Here is a 15,421-nt window from a genome sequence, read left to right on the forward strand (position 1 = left end):
TCAATCCCCCACTTCCGACAGCGCGCGGGCCACCGCCCGCTCGACCATCGCGACCTTGAACCGGTTGTGCCGCCGCGGTGTGGCGCCGCTCGCGGCGGCCTGGCCCGCGGCCCGCCGGCTCTCCTCGTTCAGCGGCTTCCCGGTGAGGGCCGCCTCGGCGGCGCGGGCCCGCCACGGCCGCGGCGCCACACCGCCGAGCGCGATCCGGCAGTCGCGCACCACACCGCGCCGGACGTCCACCGCGACGGCGACCGAGACCAGCGCGAACGCGAACGAGGCACGGTCGCGGATCTTCAGGTAGTGCGAGCGGGCCGCGAACCTGCTCGCCGGAACGTCGATCCCGGTGATCAGCTCGCCGTGGTCGAGAACCGTCTCGCGGTGCGGCTCCTCACCCGGCAGCCGGTACAGCTCCTCGATCGGGATCGACCGGGCGCCGGCCGGCCCCTGCGTCCGCACCACCGCGTCCAGCGCGGTCAGCGCCACGGCCAGGTCGGAAGGGTGCACGGCGATGCAGTGGTCGCTGCCGCCGAAGATCGCGTTGTAGCGGTTGTTGCCCTCCAGAGCGCCGCATCCGGAGCCCGGTTCCCGGCGGTTGCAGGCGAAGCGGACGTCGCGGTAGTAGGAGCACCGCGTCCGCTGCAGCAGGTTCCCTCCGGGGGTGAACATGTTGCGCACCTGCGGGGACGCGCCGGCCAGCAGGGCCTGCGCCAGCACCGGGTAGTCGCGGCGCACGACCGGATGGTTCTCCACGTGACGGGCGAGGGCGCCGATGTGCAGTCCTTCCGCACCCGGGCGGATGGAGGTCAGCGGCAGGGCGCGGATGTCCACCAGCCGGTCGGCCGCGATCTGACCCTCGCGGACGAGATTCAGCACCTCGGTGGCGCCCGCGACGTACAGCGCCTTCGGGTCCGGCGACACCTGCAGCACGGCCGACCGCACGGTGCTCACCGTGGTGTAGGAGAAGGGCCTCATCGCGCGCCTCCGCCGGCCGCCTGGCGCACCGCCGCGACAATGTTCGGGTACGCGCCGCAGCGGCAGATGTTGCCGCTCATCCACTCCCGCACCTCTTCGGGAGAGCCGGCATGGCCCTCCTCGATCAGCGCGACGGCGCTCATGATCTGCCCGGACGTGCAGTATCCGCACTGGAACGCGTCGCATTCGAGGAACGCCCGCTGCACCGGATGCAGCTCGTCCCCCCTGGCCAGCCCCTCGATCGTGGTGATCTCGGCGTCCCGCTGCATGACCGCCAGCGTGAGGCAGGAGTTGACGCGCCGGCCGTCGACCAGCACCGTGCACGCTCCGCACGCCCCCTGGTCGCAGCCCTTCTTCGTGCCCGTCAGCCCGAGCCGCTCGCGCAGCGCGTCCAGCAGCGTCGTCCTGGGCTCCACCGACAACGTGCGCTCCCGCCCGTTCACCCGCAGGCTGATCTCCACCGGCTCGGCGGCCAGCGTCTCCTCCCGGACGGGCGGCGCGGTCGCGGCACGCGCGGCCCCGGCTTGGGGGGCCAGCCCCGCGCCGACCGTCGCCGCGCCGATCAGCGCGCCGCGCCCGAGCACCTGCCGTCTGCTCGGTCCTCCGGCCGCGCGGCCGGAGGACTCCATGCTTGAAGCGTCATCTGGCATGGAAACGTGTGCCTCTCTCTGGTTCCACCTGGACTCCGCCCAGGACCTGATCGGCAGCGTAGGGTCGGCGCAAGGCTCCAACTAGGATGAAATTGACATGGACGAGTCCCAGACGCTCACGTGGCGCCCCCGGGAGCTGCCGGGGGTGGAGGTGGTGGCCGAACGTGGGGCGGCGTACACCCGCCGGCACGTGCGCCTGGACACCGGGTACGCGATCAAGATCACGCTCGGCGGCGCGCCACCGCCGATGCGGTACCGAGGTCGTGTTCACGACTCGGCCGCCCCCGGCATGGTGACCGTGGTCGAGCCGGACGAGGTCGTGTACTCGCTCGGCCGGGACGCGACCACGCACCGGCTGTTCTCTCACATCCTCGTCGTGGACGCCGGGCTCATGCCGGCCGGCGCCGGGCGCGCGGACCGGCCCCGGTTCCGCGAGCTGAGATATCACGACCGCGCCCTGTTCGACGGCATCGCGGTGCTGCACAGCAGCCTGGCCCACGGCGACGACCGGCTGACCCTGCAGTCGACGCTGACCGGTCTGCTCGACAACCTGGTCAGCCGGCACGCCACCGCCCCGGGCGCGGTGAGCCCCGTGCTCCGCCCCCGGGCGCTGCGCCAGGTGCGCGAGCTCCTGCACGACCGGCTGGACGACAACATCGGCCTCGACGAACTGGCGTCGGTGGCCGGATGCGGCAAGCACCATCTCATCAGAAGCTTCCAGCACGCCTACGGCGTTCCGCCGCACCGCTACCGGAACCTGCTACGCCTGGCCAGGGCCAGGTCACTGCTGGCGGTGGGCCGGAGCGTCGCGGAGGTGGCCGCCGAGCTCGGCTTCTTCGACCAGAGCCACCTCAACCGGCACTTCCGGCAGTCCTACGGCATGAGCGCGGGCGCCTACGCCAAGGCCGTGCGGTAGGCGGTCCCGCCACCGTCTCCACGCGAAAACGTCACACCGGCGCTCGGGGCGGGCGCGCGCACGGCGCTGCCCGCAAGCCCACCCGAGAATCCTCGGCCAGGACGCGTCACCTGACACCTCCTAGGCGACATGCCTAGGCGATGTTCGCCGACGCGACCGCGGTGCGGGGGCGGCGAGCATGAACGCGTGTCCCGGGAGGGGCGTGACCCGAAGAAGCGGAGTGGGATGGACCACGCTCGTCCGGCCCGCCGCTGAACCGATGGGAAGGAGTTTCGCCGATGACGACGCAGATGAAGGCGGTTGTCGTACCTGAAGTGAAGGCCGGTTGGGAGGTGCGGGAGCGGCCCGTGCCGGAGCCGGGGCCGGGTGAGGTGCTGGTGCGCGTCCACGCGTGCGGGATCTGCGGCACCGACCTGTGGATGGCCCACGGGGTGCTGTCGTTCCGGGAGTTCCCGCTGTTCATGGGGCACGAGGGCGTGGGTGAGGTGGTGGCGCTGGGCGCGGGCGTCACCGAGCGCAGGATCGGCGACCGCGTCGGGATGCCGATGATGCAGAAGCGCTGCGGCGCCTGCGACTTCTGCCGCGAGGAGCACCCGAACAGCTTCGTCACCGCCGGCAACTGCGCGAGCCCGACGCTGACCGGCGTAAACGTCGACGGCGCCCTGGCCGAGTACATGGTCGCCGACGTCGGGGGCACGGTCCTGCTCCCGGACGGGATCTCCTACGAGGACGCCGCGCCCACGGTGTGCGCCGGCTACACGACCTGGGCCGGCATCCGCCGGGCCGACGCCAAGCCGGGGGCCCGGGTCGCCGTCGTCGGCGTCGGCGGGATCGGCCACTTCGCGATCCAGTTCGCCAAGGCCGTCGGTTACCACGTGATCGCGGTGACCCGCAGCCCCGGCAAGCACGCGCTCGCCCGCGAGCTCGGCGCCGACGACGTCGTCGCCGACGGTGCGGCGCTCAAGGAGATCGGTGGCGCCGACGTCCTGCTGCACACCAGCAGCTCGCATGCCGCCGCCATCGACGCGATGACGGGCCTGCGGCCCTGGGGCAAGCTCGTGCTGATGGGCCTGGCCGAGGACGAGATGATCCTGCCGGCACTGCCGCTGACCACGCACAGCCACCAGATCATCGGCTCGGCCCACAACGGCATGGAGTATCTCGCCGAAGCTCTCGACATCGTGGCGCGCGGCCAGGTCAAGCCGATGGTCGAGCTGTTCCCCCTGGAGCGCGTCAACGACGCCTATCAGAGGGTCGCCAGCGGCGACGTGCGTTTCAAGGCCGTCGTCACGTTCTGACCGGCATCCGGTGGCGGACAGCGACCGGAATCGCAAGTCCACGACCCTGTCTTCACCCCGCCATCGCCTTGTCCTCGCCGCCCCCCGAACGGGGGACGGCAACGAGGAACGCCTCCTCCACCAAGGAGGCTCAGGAGTTGTCCTGGTGTGGAGGCGCGGTGTGCCTGGGGACGCTGCTGCCAGGCGCACCGCGCCCTGCACAGGGTCCGCGATGTAAGCGATTGTCGATGGTGTCGCGACACAGGCCAAGAACGAACAATTCGAATCTCACCGCGAGTAGTGATGAACACCATGAGAGACATCGAGGCTCGGCTCCGGACCCTTGAGGACAAGGACGCCATCCGCGGCCTGCTCATCAAGGGCTGGCGCGCGCTCGACCAGAAGGACTGGGAGACCTGGATCGGCTGCTGGCACCCTGAGGCGCAGCTCGCCTTCGGCCCGTGGGAGCCGCTGCGGGGACGTGAGGCGATACTCACAGCGGTCCGGGACGCGGAGTCGCCGTACGCGGCGATGATGCACTACGTGCACAACACGCACTTCGAGATCGACGGCGACCGCGCCACGGGCGTCGGCTACATGCTCTTCGTCGGCGTCCCCGACGGAACTGCGGCCGGGGATCACTTCGACATGGGCGGGGCCTACGACTGGGAGTTCGTCCGTACGCAGGAGGGCTGGCGGGTGCTCGGGCAGCACCTGACCCTCACCTGGAGCCTCGGCGTCGACACCCTGGGAGCCTTTGCCGACGCGTGAGGACCGGCGGGCGGATCACGAGGTCGCCGAGCGGAACTCCGATGCCTTATGCGACGCTCTCGTCACCGCCGTGACACATTTGTACCCGCAGTAAATGCTTGTCAGTGTCTATCACTGGACGACATGAGGGGCACCGTGGCTACGATTCCCACCGCGGCCGGCGCCATCGACAGCGCCGAGTTGGGCAGGACCCTCGCCCACGAGCACGTGTTCGTGCTCGGGGCCGAGTACCAGCAGAACTATCAGGACTGGGACGAGGAAACACGTGTGGCCGAGGCCGTCACGGCTCTGGCCGAACTGAAGTCGCTCGGCATCGACAGCATCCTCGACCCGACGGTGCTCGGGCTCGGCCGGTACGTGCCGCGCGTGCGGCGCATCGCCGAGCAGGTGGACCTCAACATCGTGGTCGCGACCGGGCTCTACACCTACTCCGACCTGCCGTTCCAGTTCCACTACAACGGTCCCGGCCTCCTGTTCGACATGCCCGAACCGCTCACCGAGTTGTTCGTCAAGGACCTGACCGAGGGGATCGGGGACACGGGGGTCAAGGCCGCGTTCCTCAAGTGCGCGATCGACACGCCCGGCCTGACGCCCGGGGTGGAGCGCGTCCTTCGGGCGGTGGGCCAGGCGCATGTGCGCACCGGCGCTCCGGTCATGGTGCACACCAACCCGCACACGAAGTCGGGGCTGGTGGCCCAGCGGGTGCTCGCCGAGGAGGGCGTGGATCTGTCGAAGGTAGTGCTCGCGCACTGCGGCGACTCGACCGACGTCGATCACCTGGCCGAGCTCGCCGACGCCGGCTCGCTGCTGGGCATGGACCGCTTCGGGCTCGACGAGCTGCTGCCGTTCGAGCAGCGGGTGGACACGATCGTGCGGCTGGTCGAGCGCGGGTACGGCGACCACATGGTGATCGCGCACGACGCCTCGTGCTATATCGACTGGTACACGCCGCAGGACGCCGCGAGAGTGGCTCCGCGCTGGCACTTCCGGCACATCAGCGAGGACGTCCTGCCGGCGCTGAAGGAGCGCGGCCTGTCCGACGACGACGTGGACACGATCCTGGTCGCGAACCCGCGGCGGCTGTTCGAGTAGGCCCGACAGGGTCACGGAAGTCGCACGGTCCTGAGCTCGCGGCGGGAGGCGATGCCCAGCTTGCCGAAGATGTTGCGCAGGTGCGCGTCGATGGTGCGCGGGCTCAGGAAGAGTTGCGCCGCGACCTCCTTGGAGGTCGCGCCGCCCGCCACGAGCCGGGCGATGCGCAGCTCCTGCGGCGTCAGGGCATCGGCCGGCTGCGCCGCCCGCTTGCGCGGCTGCTCGCCGGTGGCCCGCAGCTCGCGGGCGGCGCGTTCGGCGAACGCCTCCACGCCCATGCCCGAGAGCATCTCGTGGGCGGTGCGGAGCTGTTCGCGGGCGTCCTGGCGCCGGCCCTCGCGGCGTAGCCACTCGCCGTAGACGAGGTGGGCGCGGCCGAGAAAGGTCGCGTACCGGGATCTGGAGAGCTGGTCGATCGCCTCGCGGTACAGGTCCTCGGCGGCGGGCCCGGTGGTGGTCAGCGCGCGTGAGCGTGCCTCTATCCCGAGCGCCAGCGGCGTGCCGCTGGCACGGGCGCGGGAGCTGAGCCGTTCCAGCGTGGCCTCGGCGCGCGCCGGCTCGCCGGCGCGGACGGCGGCCTCGATCAGCTCGGGCAGGGCGGCGCTGCTGTGCGTCAGCTCGTCGTAATCGCACGGTACCGAGGCGGCTTTCAGTGCGGCGCGGTAGTCGCCCAGGCCGTTGTACAACACGGACATCGAGGAGTTGGCCAGAGTGATCACCGTTCCCTCGCCGCGCCGGGTCGCCTCCTGGACCATGACCTCGAACTGCTCCAGGGCTTCGGCCCGCCGGCCGACCCACGCACGGCGGACTATGTCGTACGGCAGCGGCGGTGCTCCGGTCGATTCCAGGATCGCGGTGACGTCGGCGACCAGGCCGGCGGCCTGGGCGAGGTCGCCGATCTGCACCAGGATGGTCGAGTGGAAGTTGAGCGCGGTGGCGAGTGTGGTCAGCGCCCCGGCGTCGCGGGCGAGCCTGATGTAGCGGGTGGTCAGCTCGTAGAGGGTCTGGTCGTCCCACAACATGTACGCGGCGCGGCAGGCCCCCCACAACCCCCGCCGGCTGGTGTCGTCGGTGCCCAGGTTCTCGCGGTACGCGTGCAGCGCCCGCCGCAGTCCCGGCACGCTCGCCTCGTAGCCACAGGTGAACCTGGTGACCAGTCCGTCGAGCAGGAGATCGGCCGGGCTCGGAGGGCCCACCGGCGGCGGAGCGTCGCTCGCGGCCTCGGCGACCTCCACCACGCCGCGGCCGTGCCCGAGCGGGCCGGCGTGGATGGCCGCCTCGATGGCCTGCAGATAGGTGTCCCTGGACTGGGCGGGGTCCAGTGGGGCGAGCGTCTTGGCGGCGTGGAGCAGCATCCCCGGCACGTCGCTGCTCCGGGTGCGTGCGAACTCGATCTGGGCGCGCAGCCGCTCGGCACGAGCCCGGTGGAGCGCGTCCAGCGGACCGGCCACCGCGATGCTCAGCAGGTCGAAGGCGGCGTCGGACGCGCCTGCCTCGTGCTTGGCCTGAGCGGCGGCCAGGGCCCGGTGGGCCCGGTCGGCGGGGCCGGGGGTGAGGGCGGTCGCCCGTTCCAGGAACGCGGCCGCGGCGCCCAGGCCACCGCGGGCTCTGGCCCGGCCGGCCGAGCGCTCCAGCTCCAGCGCGACCGTCTCGTCGGTGCCCAGAACCGCCTGCGCCCGGTGCCAGGCCCGGCGGTCGGGGTCGGCCTTCTCGCTTGTGGCCTCGGCCAGCGCGGCGTGCGCACGGCGGCGCTCGGCCGGTCCGGCGGCCCGGTAGACCGCCGAGCGCACCAGCGGATGGGAGAAGCGCACCCTGGCGCCGACTTCGAGCAGCCCCGTCGCTTCCGCCGGCGCGATCGCCTCGGCGTCGATGCCGAGGTGCTCGGCCGCCCGCCACAGCAGCGCCGCGTCGCCGACCGGATCGGCGGCCGCGACCAGCATCAACGTCTGCGTGGGCGCGGGGAGGCCGGCCGCCCTGCGCTGGAAGCTCTCCTCGATCCGGCCGGGCACGCTCAGCGCGTCCGGCGTGCCGAACCCGCCCGCCAGCCCCGCCGGCGCCGCCTGCCGGGACAGCTCCAGCAGGGCCAGCGGGTTCCCCCGCGCCTCGGCGAGGATGCGCTCGCGGACCCGGTCGTCCAGCGGCGTTCGGACCGCCGAGGCCAGCAGGGCCCGCGCGTCGGCGTCCGCGAGCCCGGCCAGGCGTAACTCGGGCAGGCCGGCGAACACCTTGGCAGCCTCGGAGGCGGGCACCTGGTCGCGCAGCCCGAACACCAGCACCAGGCGCTCGGCCTGCACCCGCCGCGCGACGAAGGCGAAAACCTGTGCCGAGACCAGGTCCAGCCAGTGCGCGTCGTCCACCAGGCACAGCAGCGGCTCGTCCTCGGCGGCCTCGGCCAGCAGGCCGAGCGTGGCCACCCCCACCAGGAACGGGTCCGGCGCCTCGCCGGTGCGCTGCCCGAACGCCACGGCCAAGGCGGTCCGCTGGGGTTCGGGCAGGGCCGGGAGGCGGTCCAGCAGCGGCGCGCAGAGCTGGTGCAGCCCGGCGAACGCGAAACCGATCTCGGACTCCACGCCGACCGTGTTCACCACCCGGAACCCCGACGCGGTCTCGCGGGCGTGCCTGAGCAGCTCGGTCTTGCCGATGCCGGCCTCACCGCGCACGACGAGCGCGCCGCTGTGCCCGCCCCGCGCCGAGGTGAGCAGCCGCTGAACGGCCACGTGCTCGGCCTGCCGACCTCGAATCATCACCCGCTCTCCCGCAGGGCACCGACTGACCGCGGGCCTGAGCCGCCGGTCCTCTGATCGAGGATAAAGCTACGCGGACCGCCTGGTTTCCGGTCAAGCGGTTCGAGGGGGAACGGGTTGCGTACTTGCGTAGCGAGTAGGTGACGCCTGCCGACGCGGACCGGCCGCCGCTGGGCGAGCCTGACGACAGGCGGGCGGCGTCGCACCGCGTCAGTCCACGAGTGCCGCCGCCGAGTCATTCGACAAGACGGGAATCTCTCATGTGCTACCTCGTCATCGGAGCAACGGGCGACGTCGGCGGCGCCCTCGTGCCCCAGCTCCTGGAACAGGGCCACCAGGTCCGCGCGCTGGTCCGCGACGCCTCCAGCGCCGAGAGGCTCCCCGCGGGCGTCGACATCGCCGTCGGTGACCTGGACGATGCCGACAGCCTCGTCGCGGCCGCCCACGGCGTCAGGGCCGTCTTCTACACGCAGGTCGCCCCGCTGCCTGACCAGGCCGGGAAGATGGTGGACGCCGCCCGGTCCGCCGGCGTGAACCGGATCGTGCTGCTCTCCTCGGTCACCGCCATCCTGGAGCCCAAGCCCATGATCGGTGCGCGGATCGCCGCGCGCGACGATGTCCTGCGCCGGTCCGGGCTGGAAGTCACCTACCTGCGCGCCAACACACTGATGTCGAACGCGCTGTCGTGGCTGCCGACGATCCGCGAGCAGGGCCGGGTCTACGACGCGAGCGACCCCGGCCTGACGGTGCCCGTCGATCCGTACGACGTCGCCCGGGTCGCCGCGCTCGCCCTCACTCAGGACGGTCACGCCGGCAAGGGATACATCCTCAACGGCCCGCACGCGCTCACCGCGCGGGAGCAGGTGGAGATCCTCGCCGGCGTGCTCGGGCGAGGCATCGAGTTCGTGCCGGTCACGCCGGAGCAGTTCGCTCAGCGCAGCATCGAGCACGGGACCCCCGAGGACCTGGCCCAGACGGTGCGGAACCTCAACGAGCTCGTCCGCGCGGGCCGCGCCGGAGTGGTCGCCGAGGACATCACCAACCTCACCGGCATCGCGCCACGGACCTTTCGCGAGTGGTGCGAGGACAACGACCGCGTTTTCAGGATCTGTCGCTGATCGGGACATGCGCCGATCCCCGCCGGACAAGGTCGTGGCGGCTGCGGCCGGAAGATCGGCGCCGGCCTGTTCGCGTGTGGCGGCGTCCCGCAGCTATGCGACGCGATCACGCAGCGTCCGCATCGTGCGCAGTTGCTCCTCCACCGGCGCCTCGATGTCGAAGAAGACATGCCCGACGCCGAGCTCGCGCACGTACGCGAGGTCGTCCTCCCACTGCTCCAGAGTGCCGGTGAACAGCGGCCGGTCCCTCTCCGCGAGCGGCGTGCCGGACAACCGGCCGTCGGCGCGGGCGACGATCGGCAGGGCGTCGGCGTCCCGTCCGGCGGCGCGGGCGGCCGCGCGGAACGCCGCGATTTCGGCGGCCAGCGGCTCCCGAGTCCAGTGGTACGGGTGGAGGCCGTCGGCGATTCGCCCGGCGCGCTCGCCGCCCGGCCCTCCGGAAGGCGAGGAGCAGCCGATCAGGATCGGGATTCCGCCGGGCTGGAGGGGCTTGGGCCCGATCTGTGACTCGGGGATGCGGTAGAAGCGCCCCTCGAAATGCACGGGGTCCTCACCCCAGACCGCGCGCATGGCCGCCACATGCTCCGCCAGCCCCTCGCCCCGCCGGCTCCGCGGCACGCCGGCGGCCGTGAACTCCTCTTCCAGCCAGCCCTGGACCAGCCCGGCGATGACCCGCCCGCCGCTGAGCCGGTCGAGGGTGGCCAGCCGCCGGGCGAGCACCACGGGCGGGTGGAACAGGGCGTTGACGGCGCTGGTGCCCAGCAGTACCCGCTCGGTGAGCGCGGCCACGTAGGTGAGCGTCTCGATCGGGTCGAAGACGGTCGCGTAGTACTCCGGGAGCGGCTCCGCGGGGGCGTCGGGCAGCAGCCGTACGGGACGCAGCGGGCGCAGCAGCCGGTCCATCACCCACACCGAGTCCAGCCCCATCGCCTCGGCCTCCCGCGCGACGCGCGCGATGTCCTCGGCGGAGACGTCCTTTCCGCGCTGGGGCAGCGCGATCCCCAACCGCATGGTGTCCCCCTCCCGATCAGGCGCCGAACGCGCCCAGCACTCCGCGGCCGCGCAGCAGCTTGTCGCCGCGTACGTACATCGCCTCAAGCTCCTCGCCAGGCTCGTGCTCGCGCTCCAGCACCCACAGGTCGGACTGGCCGAACACGGGCGCGGCGCCCACCTGGACGACGATGTCGCCGACTCGGACGCCGGCCTGCTCGGCGAACGAGCCCGGCTTGACCACGAGCACCTCGGGCCCGGCCGGGGTGTCGGTGACGGTCACGCCGGTCTCGGACTTCCACGTGAAGAAGCGGTCGAAGCCCACCCCGGTGCGCAGGTAGAGATACAGATTGGCGAGGTTCTGCGACCAGCCGAGCGCCCAGCTCTCCAACTGCCCGAGCCAGTCCTCGCCCTCGCCGAACCCGGACTGGGTGATCCTGACCCGGGAGCCGGTGCCGGTCTGCTCGAAGACGGCCGTGACCTCGGTCTCGCCCGGGAGCAGGCCCGGCGGCTCCTTCCACGTCAGCCGGCGGTTCGGCTCGACCTCGACGAACTCCCAGACGTAGTCGAACTCACCCATCGGCCAGGTGATCCGGCCGCCGGGGCGCACGTCGGCGTCCTTGATCTGCCCCGGATACCAGGCGTCCAGCTCGGTCCGGTCGGTGAAGGCCCGCCACAACCGCTCCACCGGAACCACGAACTCAAAGGTCTTCTCGAACTTGTCACTCACGAGGCTCTCCCTCCGGGTCGGGGTAGACGCTGAGCAGGACCCGGTACGGCGCTCCGCCCGCCGTGCCGTACTTCTTGAGCAACGGGCCGAGCGCGGCCAGGTACGCCTTCATGAACTCCGCGCGGTCCTGCGCGGTCGCGAAGCGGACCTCGGCCTCCACCGACGCACTGGCGATCTGCTCGCCCTCGAAGGCCGCCCGGTCCAGCAGCACGGCCGCATCCCGCTGCAATCGCTCGCCGAGCAGGACGAGCTGCTCCAGGGAGAACTGCTCGGCCATCGCCACGGCCCTTCGGGGATGGGCCCAGGCGACCCGCGGCGAGACCACGAACGTGCGGGCCACCGGCTCGTACAGCGTCTCGATGAAGTTGCCGCTGCGCCGCTCGCCGACCAACCGCACCAGCCGCGCCTTCTCCAGCTCCTTGAGGTGGTAGTTGACCCGCTGCCGCGGCACGCGCAGATCGCGCGCGACGGTGGCGGCCGAGGCGGGCTCACGCAGCCGCTCCAGGATCTGGACACGCAGCGGGTGCGCGAGCGCCTGCAGCGCCTCCGGACGCGTCACCGACTCGATCCGTTTCACGATCCCATACTTTGTTCGGAAAGTAATCGTTGTCAAGAGCACAGTACCTGTCGCGCCGCCGGGGAGACCGCCATGCCAAGGTGGGATGGACGCCGACCCGCCTCGCAGAAGCCGCGCCCGGTTCCATGACCCGGCCCCGCACAAGGGACGCCCGCTGCTGTAGGGGCCGATCTACAACGTTGACCGGATGCTCTTGTCCGGGTCGTCCATCGGGTGCCGCCGACGGCCTGGCAGAGGATCGAGGCAGGGAACCGCTGACCACACTGGTGGACAAGGGGCTGCGCGGACAGACGCCGACGCGCGAGGAGGCCCTGGCCGTCCTGATCATCCGCACCTGTGCGCACGTGCCGGCGGAGGAGGATTTCGACTACTGGACCTGGTGCCGGGCCGTTCGCAGAGGGGCGACCTTCGTCACCAGCGGCCCGCTCCTGCGATTCGGCGTTACGGGGCATCAGCCGGGCCAGGAGGCCCGGGTGCCCGCGAGCGGCACCGTCCGCGTCGGCGCCCGCGTTCAGTAGATCTTCGACGTCGACCGGCACCCGGTTCGACGCGGCCACGATCGATCACATGCTCAACCTCGTCGCAGGCTCCCTCGACTACATCGACGAGCGCAGCCACGCCTGTGGCCCGGCCAGGTCGGCCATCGACACGGGCAGGAGCGATCACCTGGCCTTCCTGCGGGCGCCGTTCCTGAAGGCGCGCGAACTGCTGCTCAAGCGCAAGGCCGCCGGCTGAGGGTGGTTCTCGAACTCGCTCCGGCCGAGGGAGGTCATGGCGACGCGGTGCCGGACCGGCTCCGCACGGACTCGCGGTAGTCCATGAACGACGGGCGCGTTGCGGAAGGCCGGTCGAGCCAGTCGTTCACCATCCGCGCGGTCGTCGGCGCGAACTCGTCGGTGATCGTCAGATGGTTTCCCGGCACGTCGGCCAAGGTGACCGGCGTGGCACTGTCCCAGGTGAACATCCAGTCGTCATGGTCCGCCGAACCGCTCATGCGCTCGGTCGCCCGGACCTGAAGCGTCGGGACCTCTATGTGCCGCGGAGGCCACCACGGCAATGACATGTAATAGGCCATCGCGGAGACCCAACTGTCGTCGCCAGCGTCGCCGACCCGCCTGACCCTGTCGAATATCCCCTGCGGCAACAGCCCCTGGTCCTCCGCCATGGTGTCGAGGTCGCCCTGCGAGGGAGTGTCGAGCAGGATGACGCCCACCGGAGGCACCCCCCTCCGCGCCAGCTCCGCGGCGACCCAATGCGCGATCAATCCGCCGCTGACGGCCCCGCCCAGTGCGAACTCGCCCCCGTCCGGGTTGTCCCGGACGATCACGTCGGCGTACGCGGAGGCCAGGGCCTCAAGGTCCGCCGGGAGCGCCTCACCGGCGCGGAAACCGGGCGAGTGCGACACCGACACGTCCCGGGTGCCCCGGAAGGCCCACGCCAGGCGCGAGTACATGGTCTCGACCGGGGCCATGTACGGGGTGAACAGGTACAGCTTCGGCTTTCCGCCCCCGGTGGCGACCCGGGCGGGCGGCCGGATCGCCGCATCCGCGGCGTCGACGCCGAACATCGGGCGAAGCTTGGCGAGTTCTCGCATCGTCTCCCGGAACGCGGCACGCCTGCCATCGGCCCCGGCCCGCATGTAGATCTCGGCGAGGTTCGAGACCCGGACGACTTCCGCGCGGGCGGGCGCGGCGGTGCCCCTGGTGGCCAGCTCGTTCACGAGATGGCCGGTCAGCACCGCGGGGCTGCTGTGCTCGAACACGAGCGTGGCCGACAGCCGCAAGCCGGTCGCCGCCGCCAACCGGTTGCGGAGGTCCACCGAGGTCAGCGAGTCGAAACCCAGATCCGCAGCGACTCGATCACACCGTCGTCGAGTGCCCCGGCCGGGTGCACCACTCCCATGATGGGATGCCCAGCCAGGGGCGTCGCATGAACATACCGGTGGAGAAATAGCTGAGTGCGGCGAGGGAGACGATGCAGGAAACCGGGTCGCGGTGGGTCAGCACGACCGTCGCGTCGTCGAAAACCGTCAGCAGGGGACGCAGCATCTCAAGATGCGACGGGCACTTGAGCAACCAGCGGGCACGACCCGGACGGCCGGCCTGCATCGCCTGGAGATACCGCCGGAACAACCGGTATCCGCCGGTGTGATCGGCGGCGGTGTACCACTTTTTATATGCCGGAAACTGACCTTGGCCGTACTGAGCCGAGGCGTGCCCCGCGGCCAGGATGGACAGTTCCTCTTCGGGTTCGTCGTTGATTATCTCGTGGGTGTCGGCGAAATTCGGAAACATCCGGTCCGTGAATCGCAGGGCCTTCTCGCCGGACCGAATGCGCGGGTCGGGCCCGGGGCCGCGCGATGCGCCGCCGGCCGGGATCTTTCGCAGGAGTGGACATCGCCCCACCTTTCACACCCTTGATTGTGCAGGGTCAGGACCGCCACCCAGTCATGGGAACCGGATATCAGGCCGAACTTCATGCACAAAGGCGCCGCCGGACGCCCCCGATGCGATTCATACTCCAAACGAACGCCCACAGGTCCAGCGGGTACCCACTGACCGTCGTCTGAAGATCGACAGTCATTTTAAAACGCCCTCACTCGTACCACCACCCCTGTAGCCTCGTACGACGGCAGCCAGGGGCAGGGGTCACGATGCCGCATTTCGCCCCCCATCGTACGCGCGGGCACGCGGTTCACGGATGCACGATGGAAACCTCTGAGCAGGAATTAAGAGCCGATTACACGATCATTTACGAGGTATTATATCCGATGTCACTGGCGTTCAACCGAGCACCGCGCGGCGATTGCACTGTCGTTTCCGCGTCACATCCTGCTCCTTGCCGCCGGAGCAGCGCATCGGCGGCGCAATCGCCTTGACGCGGCAATCAGGAGTGTTACTGCGGACGGCGGACGTACGATGACCCGTCGCGCCGGCGGCGAGCCGCCGGGCCGGTCAGTCCCCACCCTTCAACCGTTGCGCCGAGGACTTCACGGCCTTCGATCCGGCCTTCCATAGGCCCATGCGAGGAGTAACCTGCTCCCAAAAGATGCCCGCATCGCCTCCGCCCCCCAAGGTCGATCTCGGGCCGGCAGAGCGACGTCGGCGTCCAACGCCGCCAGGCGCTGCGCCGTGGCGTACGGTCACCCCCGGTCGGCGACTTCGCCGCGGGTCCTCACGTCAGGCGAGTCGGCGGGCGAAGCAGACGGCCATGGGATTGCCGACGTAGGGGCCGTAACCGTCGGTTCGCTCGTAGCCCTCGCGCTCGTAGAAGCGAATCGCGTCGGGCTGCTTGTCGCCGGTCGCCAGTTGCACGGTGTCGAGCCCACGCCGGCGGGCGTGCTCCTCCAGGTCACGCAGGATGCTCGTGGCCACGCCTGTGCCACGGGCCTGGGGCGTGACGTACATCCGCTTGATCTCGGCCGTGCCGTCGGGCAGCAGGCGCAGCGCGCCGCAGCCGGTCGCGTTGCCGGCGGCGTCGCGGGCGATGAGGTACACATCGACGTTCTCCGCGGTGGGTTTGTCACTCTCCTGGTCCGGGATGCCATAGCGGGCGGCCAGTTCCGCTTCCATGGCGCTGCGCAG

Annotated in this window: 16 protein-coding genes; 7 read left to right on the forward strand and 9 right to left on the reverse strand. The window is 71.0% G+C overall.

The genetic code is table 11. The features are described 5' to 3' along the window. Entirely contained in the window at positions 1–972 is a 972-nt protein-coding gene (locus HNP84_RS26230) for an FAD binding domain-containing protein (protein ID WP_185052556.1), read from the reverse strand. Beyond that, positions 969–1,601: a (2Fe-2S)-binding protein gene (locus tag HNP84_RS26235; RefSeq protein WP_185052557.1), complete on the reverse strand. Its 633-nt coding sequence runs from the start codon at positions 1,599–1,601 to the stop codon at positions 969–971. Before HNP84_RS26235 ends, HNP84_RS26230 begins: the two co-directional genes overlap by 4 nt. A 118-nt stretch (positions 1,602–1,719) precedes the next feature. Between HNP84_RS26235 and HNP84_RS26240 the strand changes: the two genes are divergently transcribed. The 4 genes from HNP84_RS26240 (at position 1,720) to HNP84_RS26255 (ending at position 5,678) form a co-directional block, all read left to right on the forward strand. Continuing rightward, positions 1,720–2,538 (forward strand): helix-turn-helix domain-containing protein, encoded by an 819-nt coding sequence (locus HNP84_RS26240; RefSeq protein ID WP_221336758.1) that lies wholly within the window; start codon positions 1,720–1,722, stop codon positions 2,536–2,538. 278 nt (positions 2,539–2,816) lie between these two features. Next, complete coding sequence (locus tag HNP84_RS26245; RefSeq protein WP_246518621.1) at positions 2,817–3,836, forward strand: alcohol dehydrogenase catalytic domain-containing protein; 1,020 nt, start codon at positions 2,817–2,819, stop codon at positions 3,834–3,836. Positions 3,837–4,127: 291 nt separating this feature from the next. Further along, entirely contained in the window at positions 4,128–4,586 is a 459-nt protein-coding gene (locus HNP84_RS26250; protein ID WP_221336759.1) for a nuclear transport factor 2 family protein, read from the forward strand. A gap of 135 nt (positions 4,587–4,721) precedes the next feature. Continuing rightward, positions 4,722–5,678: a phosphotriesterase family protein gene (locus tag HNP84_RS26255; RefSeq protein ID WP_185052559.1), complete on the forward strand. Its 957-nt coding sequence runs from the start codon at positions 4,722–4,724 to the stop codon at positions 5,676–5,678. An 11-nt stretch (positions 5,679–5,689) separates the two neighbouring features. Here the strand turns inward: HNP84_RS26255 and HNP84_RS26260 are convergent, their stop codons facing one another. Then, on the reverse strand, positions 5,690–8,422 hold the full coding sequence (locus HNP84_RS26260) for an AAA family ATPase (RefSeq protein WP_185052560.1): 2,733 nt from the start codon (positions 8,420–8,422) through the stop codon (positions 5,690–5,692). A 260-nt stretch (positions 8,423–8,682) separates the two neighbouring features. Here HNP84_RS26260 and HNP84_RS26265 point away from each other — a divergent pair, with 260 nt between their 5' ends. Further along, entirely contained in the window at positions 8,683–9,540 is an 858-nt protein-coding gene (locus HNP84_RS26265; protein WP_185052561.1) for an NAD(P)H-binding protein, read from the forward strand. A 93-nt stretch (positions 9,541–9,633) separates the two neighbouring features. Here HNP84_RS26265 and HNP84_RS26270 read toward each other — a convergent pair whose 3' ends face one another. Genes HNP84_RS26270 through HNP84_RS26280 form a run of 3 tightly spaced genes read right to left on the reverse strand, consistent with a single transcriptional unit; the run spans position 9,634 to position 11,837 of the window. After that, positions 9,634–10,551 carry a TIGR03619 family F420-dependent LLM class oxidoreductase gene (locus tag HNP84_RS26270; RefSeq protein WP_185052562.1) on the reverse strand — a complete coding sequence of 306 codons (918 nt, stop codon included), beginning with the start codon at positions 10,549–10,551 and terminating at the stop codon, positions 9,634–9,636. A 16-nt stretch (positions 10,552–10,567) separates the two neighbouring features. Further along, positions 10,568–11,260, reverse strand: a complete 693-nt coding sequence (locus HNP84_RS56205) for an SRPBCC domain-containing protein (RefSeq protein ID WP_185052563.1) — start codon at positions 11,258–11,260, stop codon at positions 10,568–10,570. Beyond that, the gene (locus tag HNP84_RS26280) at positions 11,253–11,837 is read right to left on the reverse strand and encodes an ArsR/SmtB family transcription factor (protein WP_185052564.1); all 585 of its coding nucleotides are present in this window, start codon (positions 11,835–11,837) and stop codon (positions 11,253–11,255) included. Before HNP84_RS26280 ends, HNP84_RS56205 begins: the two co-directional genes overlap by 8 nt. Before the next feature lie 266 nt (positions 11,838–12,103). Between HNP84_RS26280 and HNP84_RS26285 the strand changes: the two genes are divergently transcribed. Continuing rightward, positions 12,104–12,355 carry a hypothetical protein gene (locus HNP84_RS26285; RefSeq protein ID WP_185052640.1) on the forward strand — a complete coding sequence of 84 codons (252 nt, stop codon included), beginning with the start codon at positions 12,104–12,106 and terminating at the stop codon, positions 12,353–12,355. Positions 12,356–12,404: 49 nt separating this feature from the next. After that, positions 12,405–12,572, forward strand: a complete 168-nt coding sequence (locus tag HNP84_RS26290; RefSeq protein WP_185052565.1) for a hypothetical protein — start codon at positions 12,405–12,407, stop codon at positions 12,570–12,572. Between the two features lie 34 nt (positions 12,573–12,606). On the opposite strand, the gene HNP84_RS26295 is transcribed toward HNP84_RS26290, so the two are convergent. From HNP84_RS26295 to HNP84_RS26305, 3 genes are all read right to left on the reverse strand, one after another. After that, the gene (locus HNP84_RS26295; protein ID WP_312925740.1) at positions 12,607–13,788 is read right to left on the reverse strand and encodes a thioesterase domain-containing protein; all 1,182 of its coding nucleotides are present in this window, start codon (positions 13,786–13,788) and stop codon (positions 12,607–12,609) included. Beyond that, a complete protein-coding gene (locus HNP84_RS26300; protein WP_312925724.1) occupies positions 13,697–14,242 on the reverse strand; it encodes a sulfotransferase in 546 nt (181 codons plus the stop codon). Before HNP84_RS26300 ends, HNP84_RS26295 begins: the two co-directional genes overlap by 92 nt. A gap of 774 nt (positions 14,243–15,016) precedes the next feature. After that, positions 15,017–15,409 (reverse strand): GNAT family N-acetyltransferase, encoded by a 393-nt coding sequence (locus tag HNP84_RS26305; RefSeq protein ID WP_221336761.1) that lies wholly within the window; start codon positions 15,407–15,409, stop codon positions 15,017–15,019. Positions 15,410–15,421 lie beyond the last annotated feature (12 nt).

Origin of the sequence: Thermocatellispora tengchongensis (genome assembly GCF_014202315.1) — a bacterium.
In the GTDB taxonomy this organism is placed as follows: domain Bacteria; phylum Actinomycetota; class Actinomycetes; order Streptosporangiales; family Streptosporangiaceae; genus Thermocatellispora; species Thermocatellispora tengchongensis.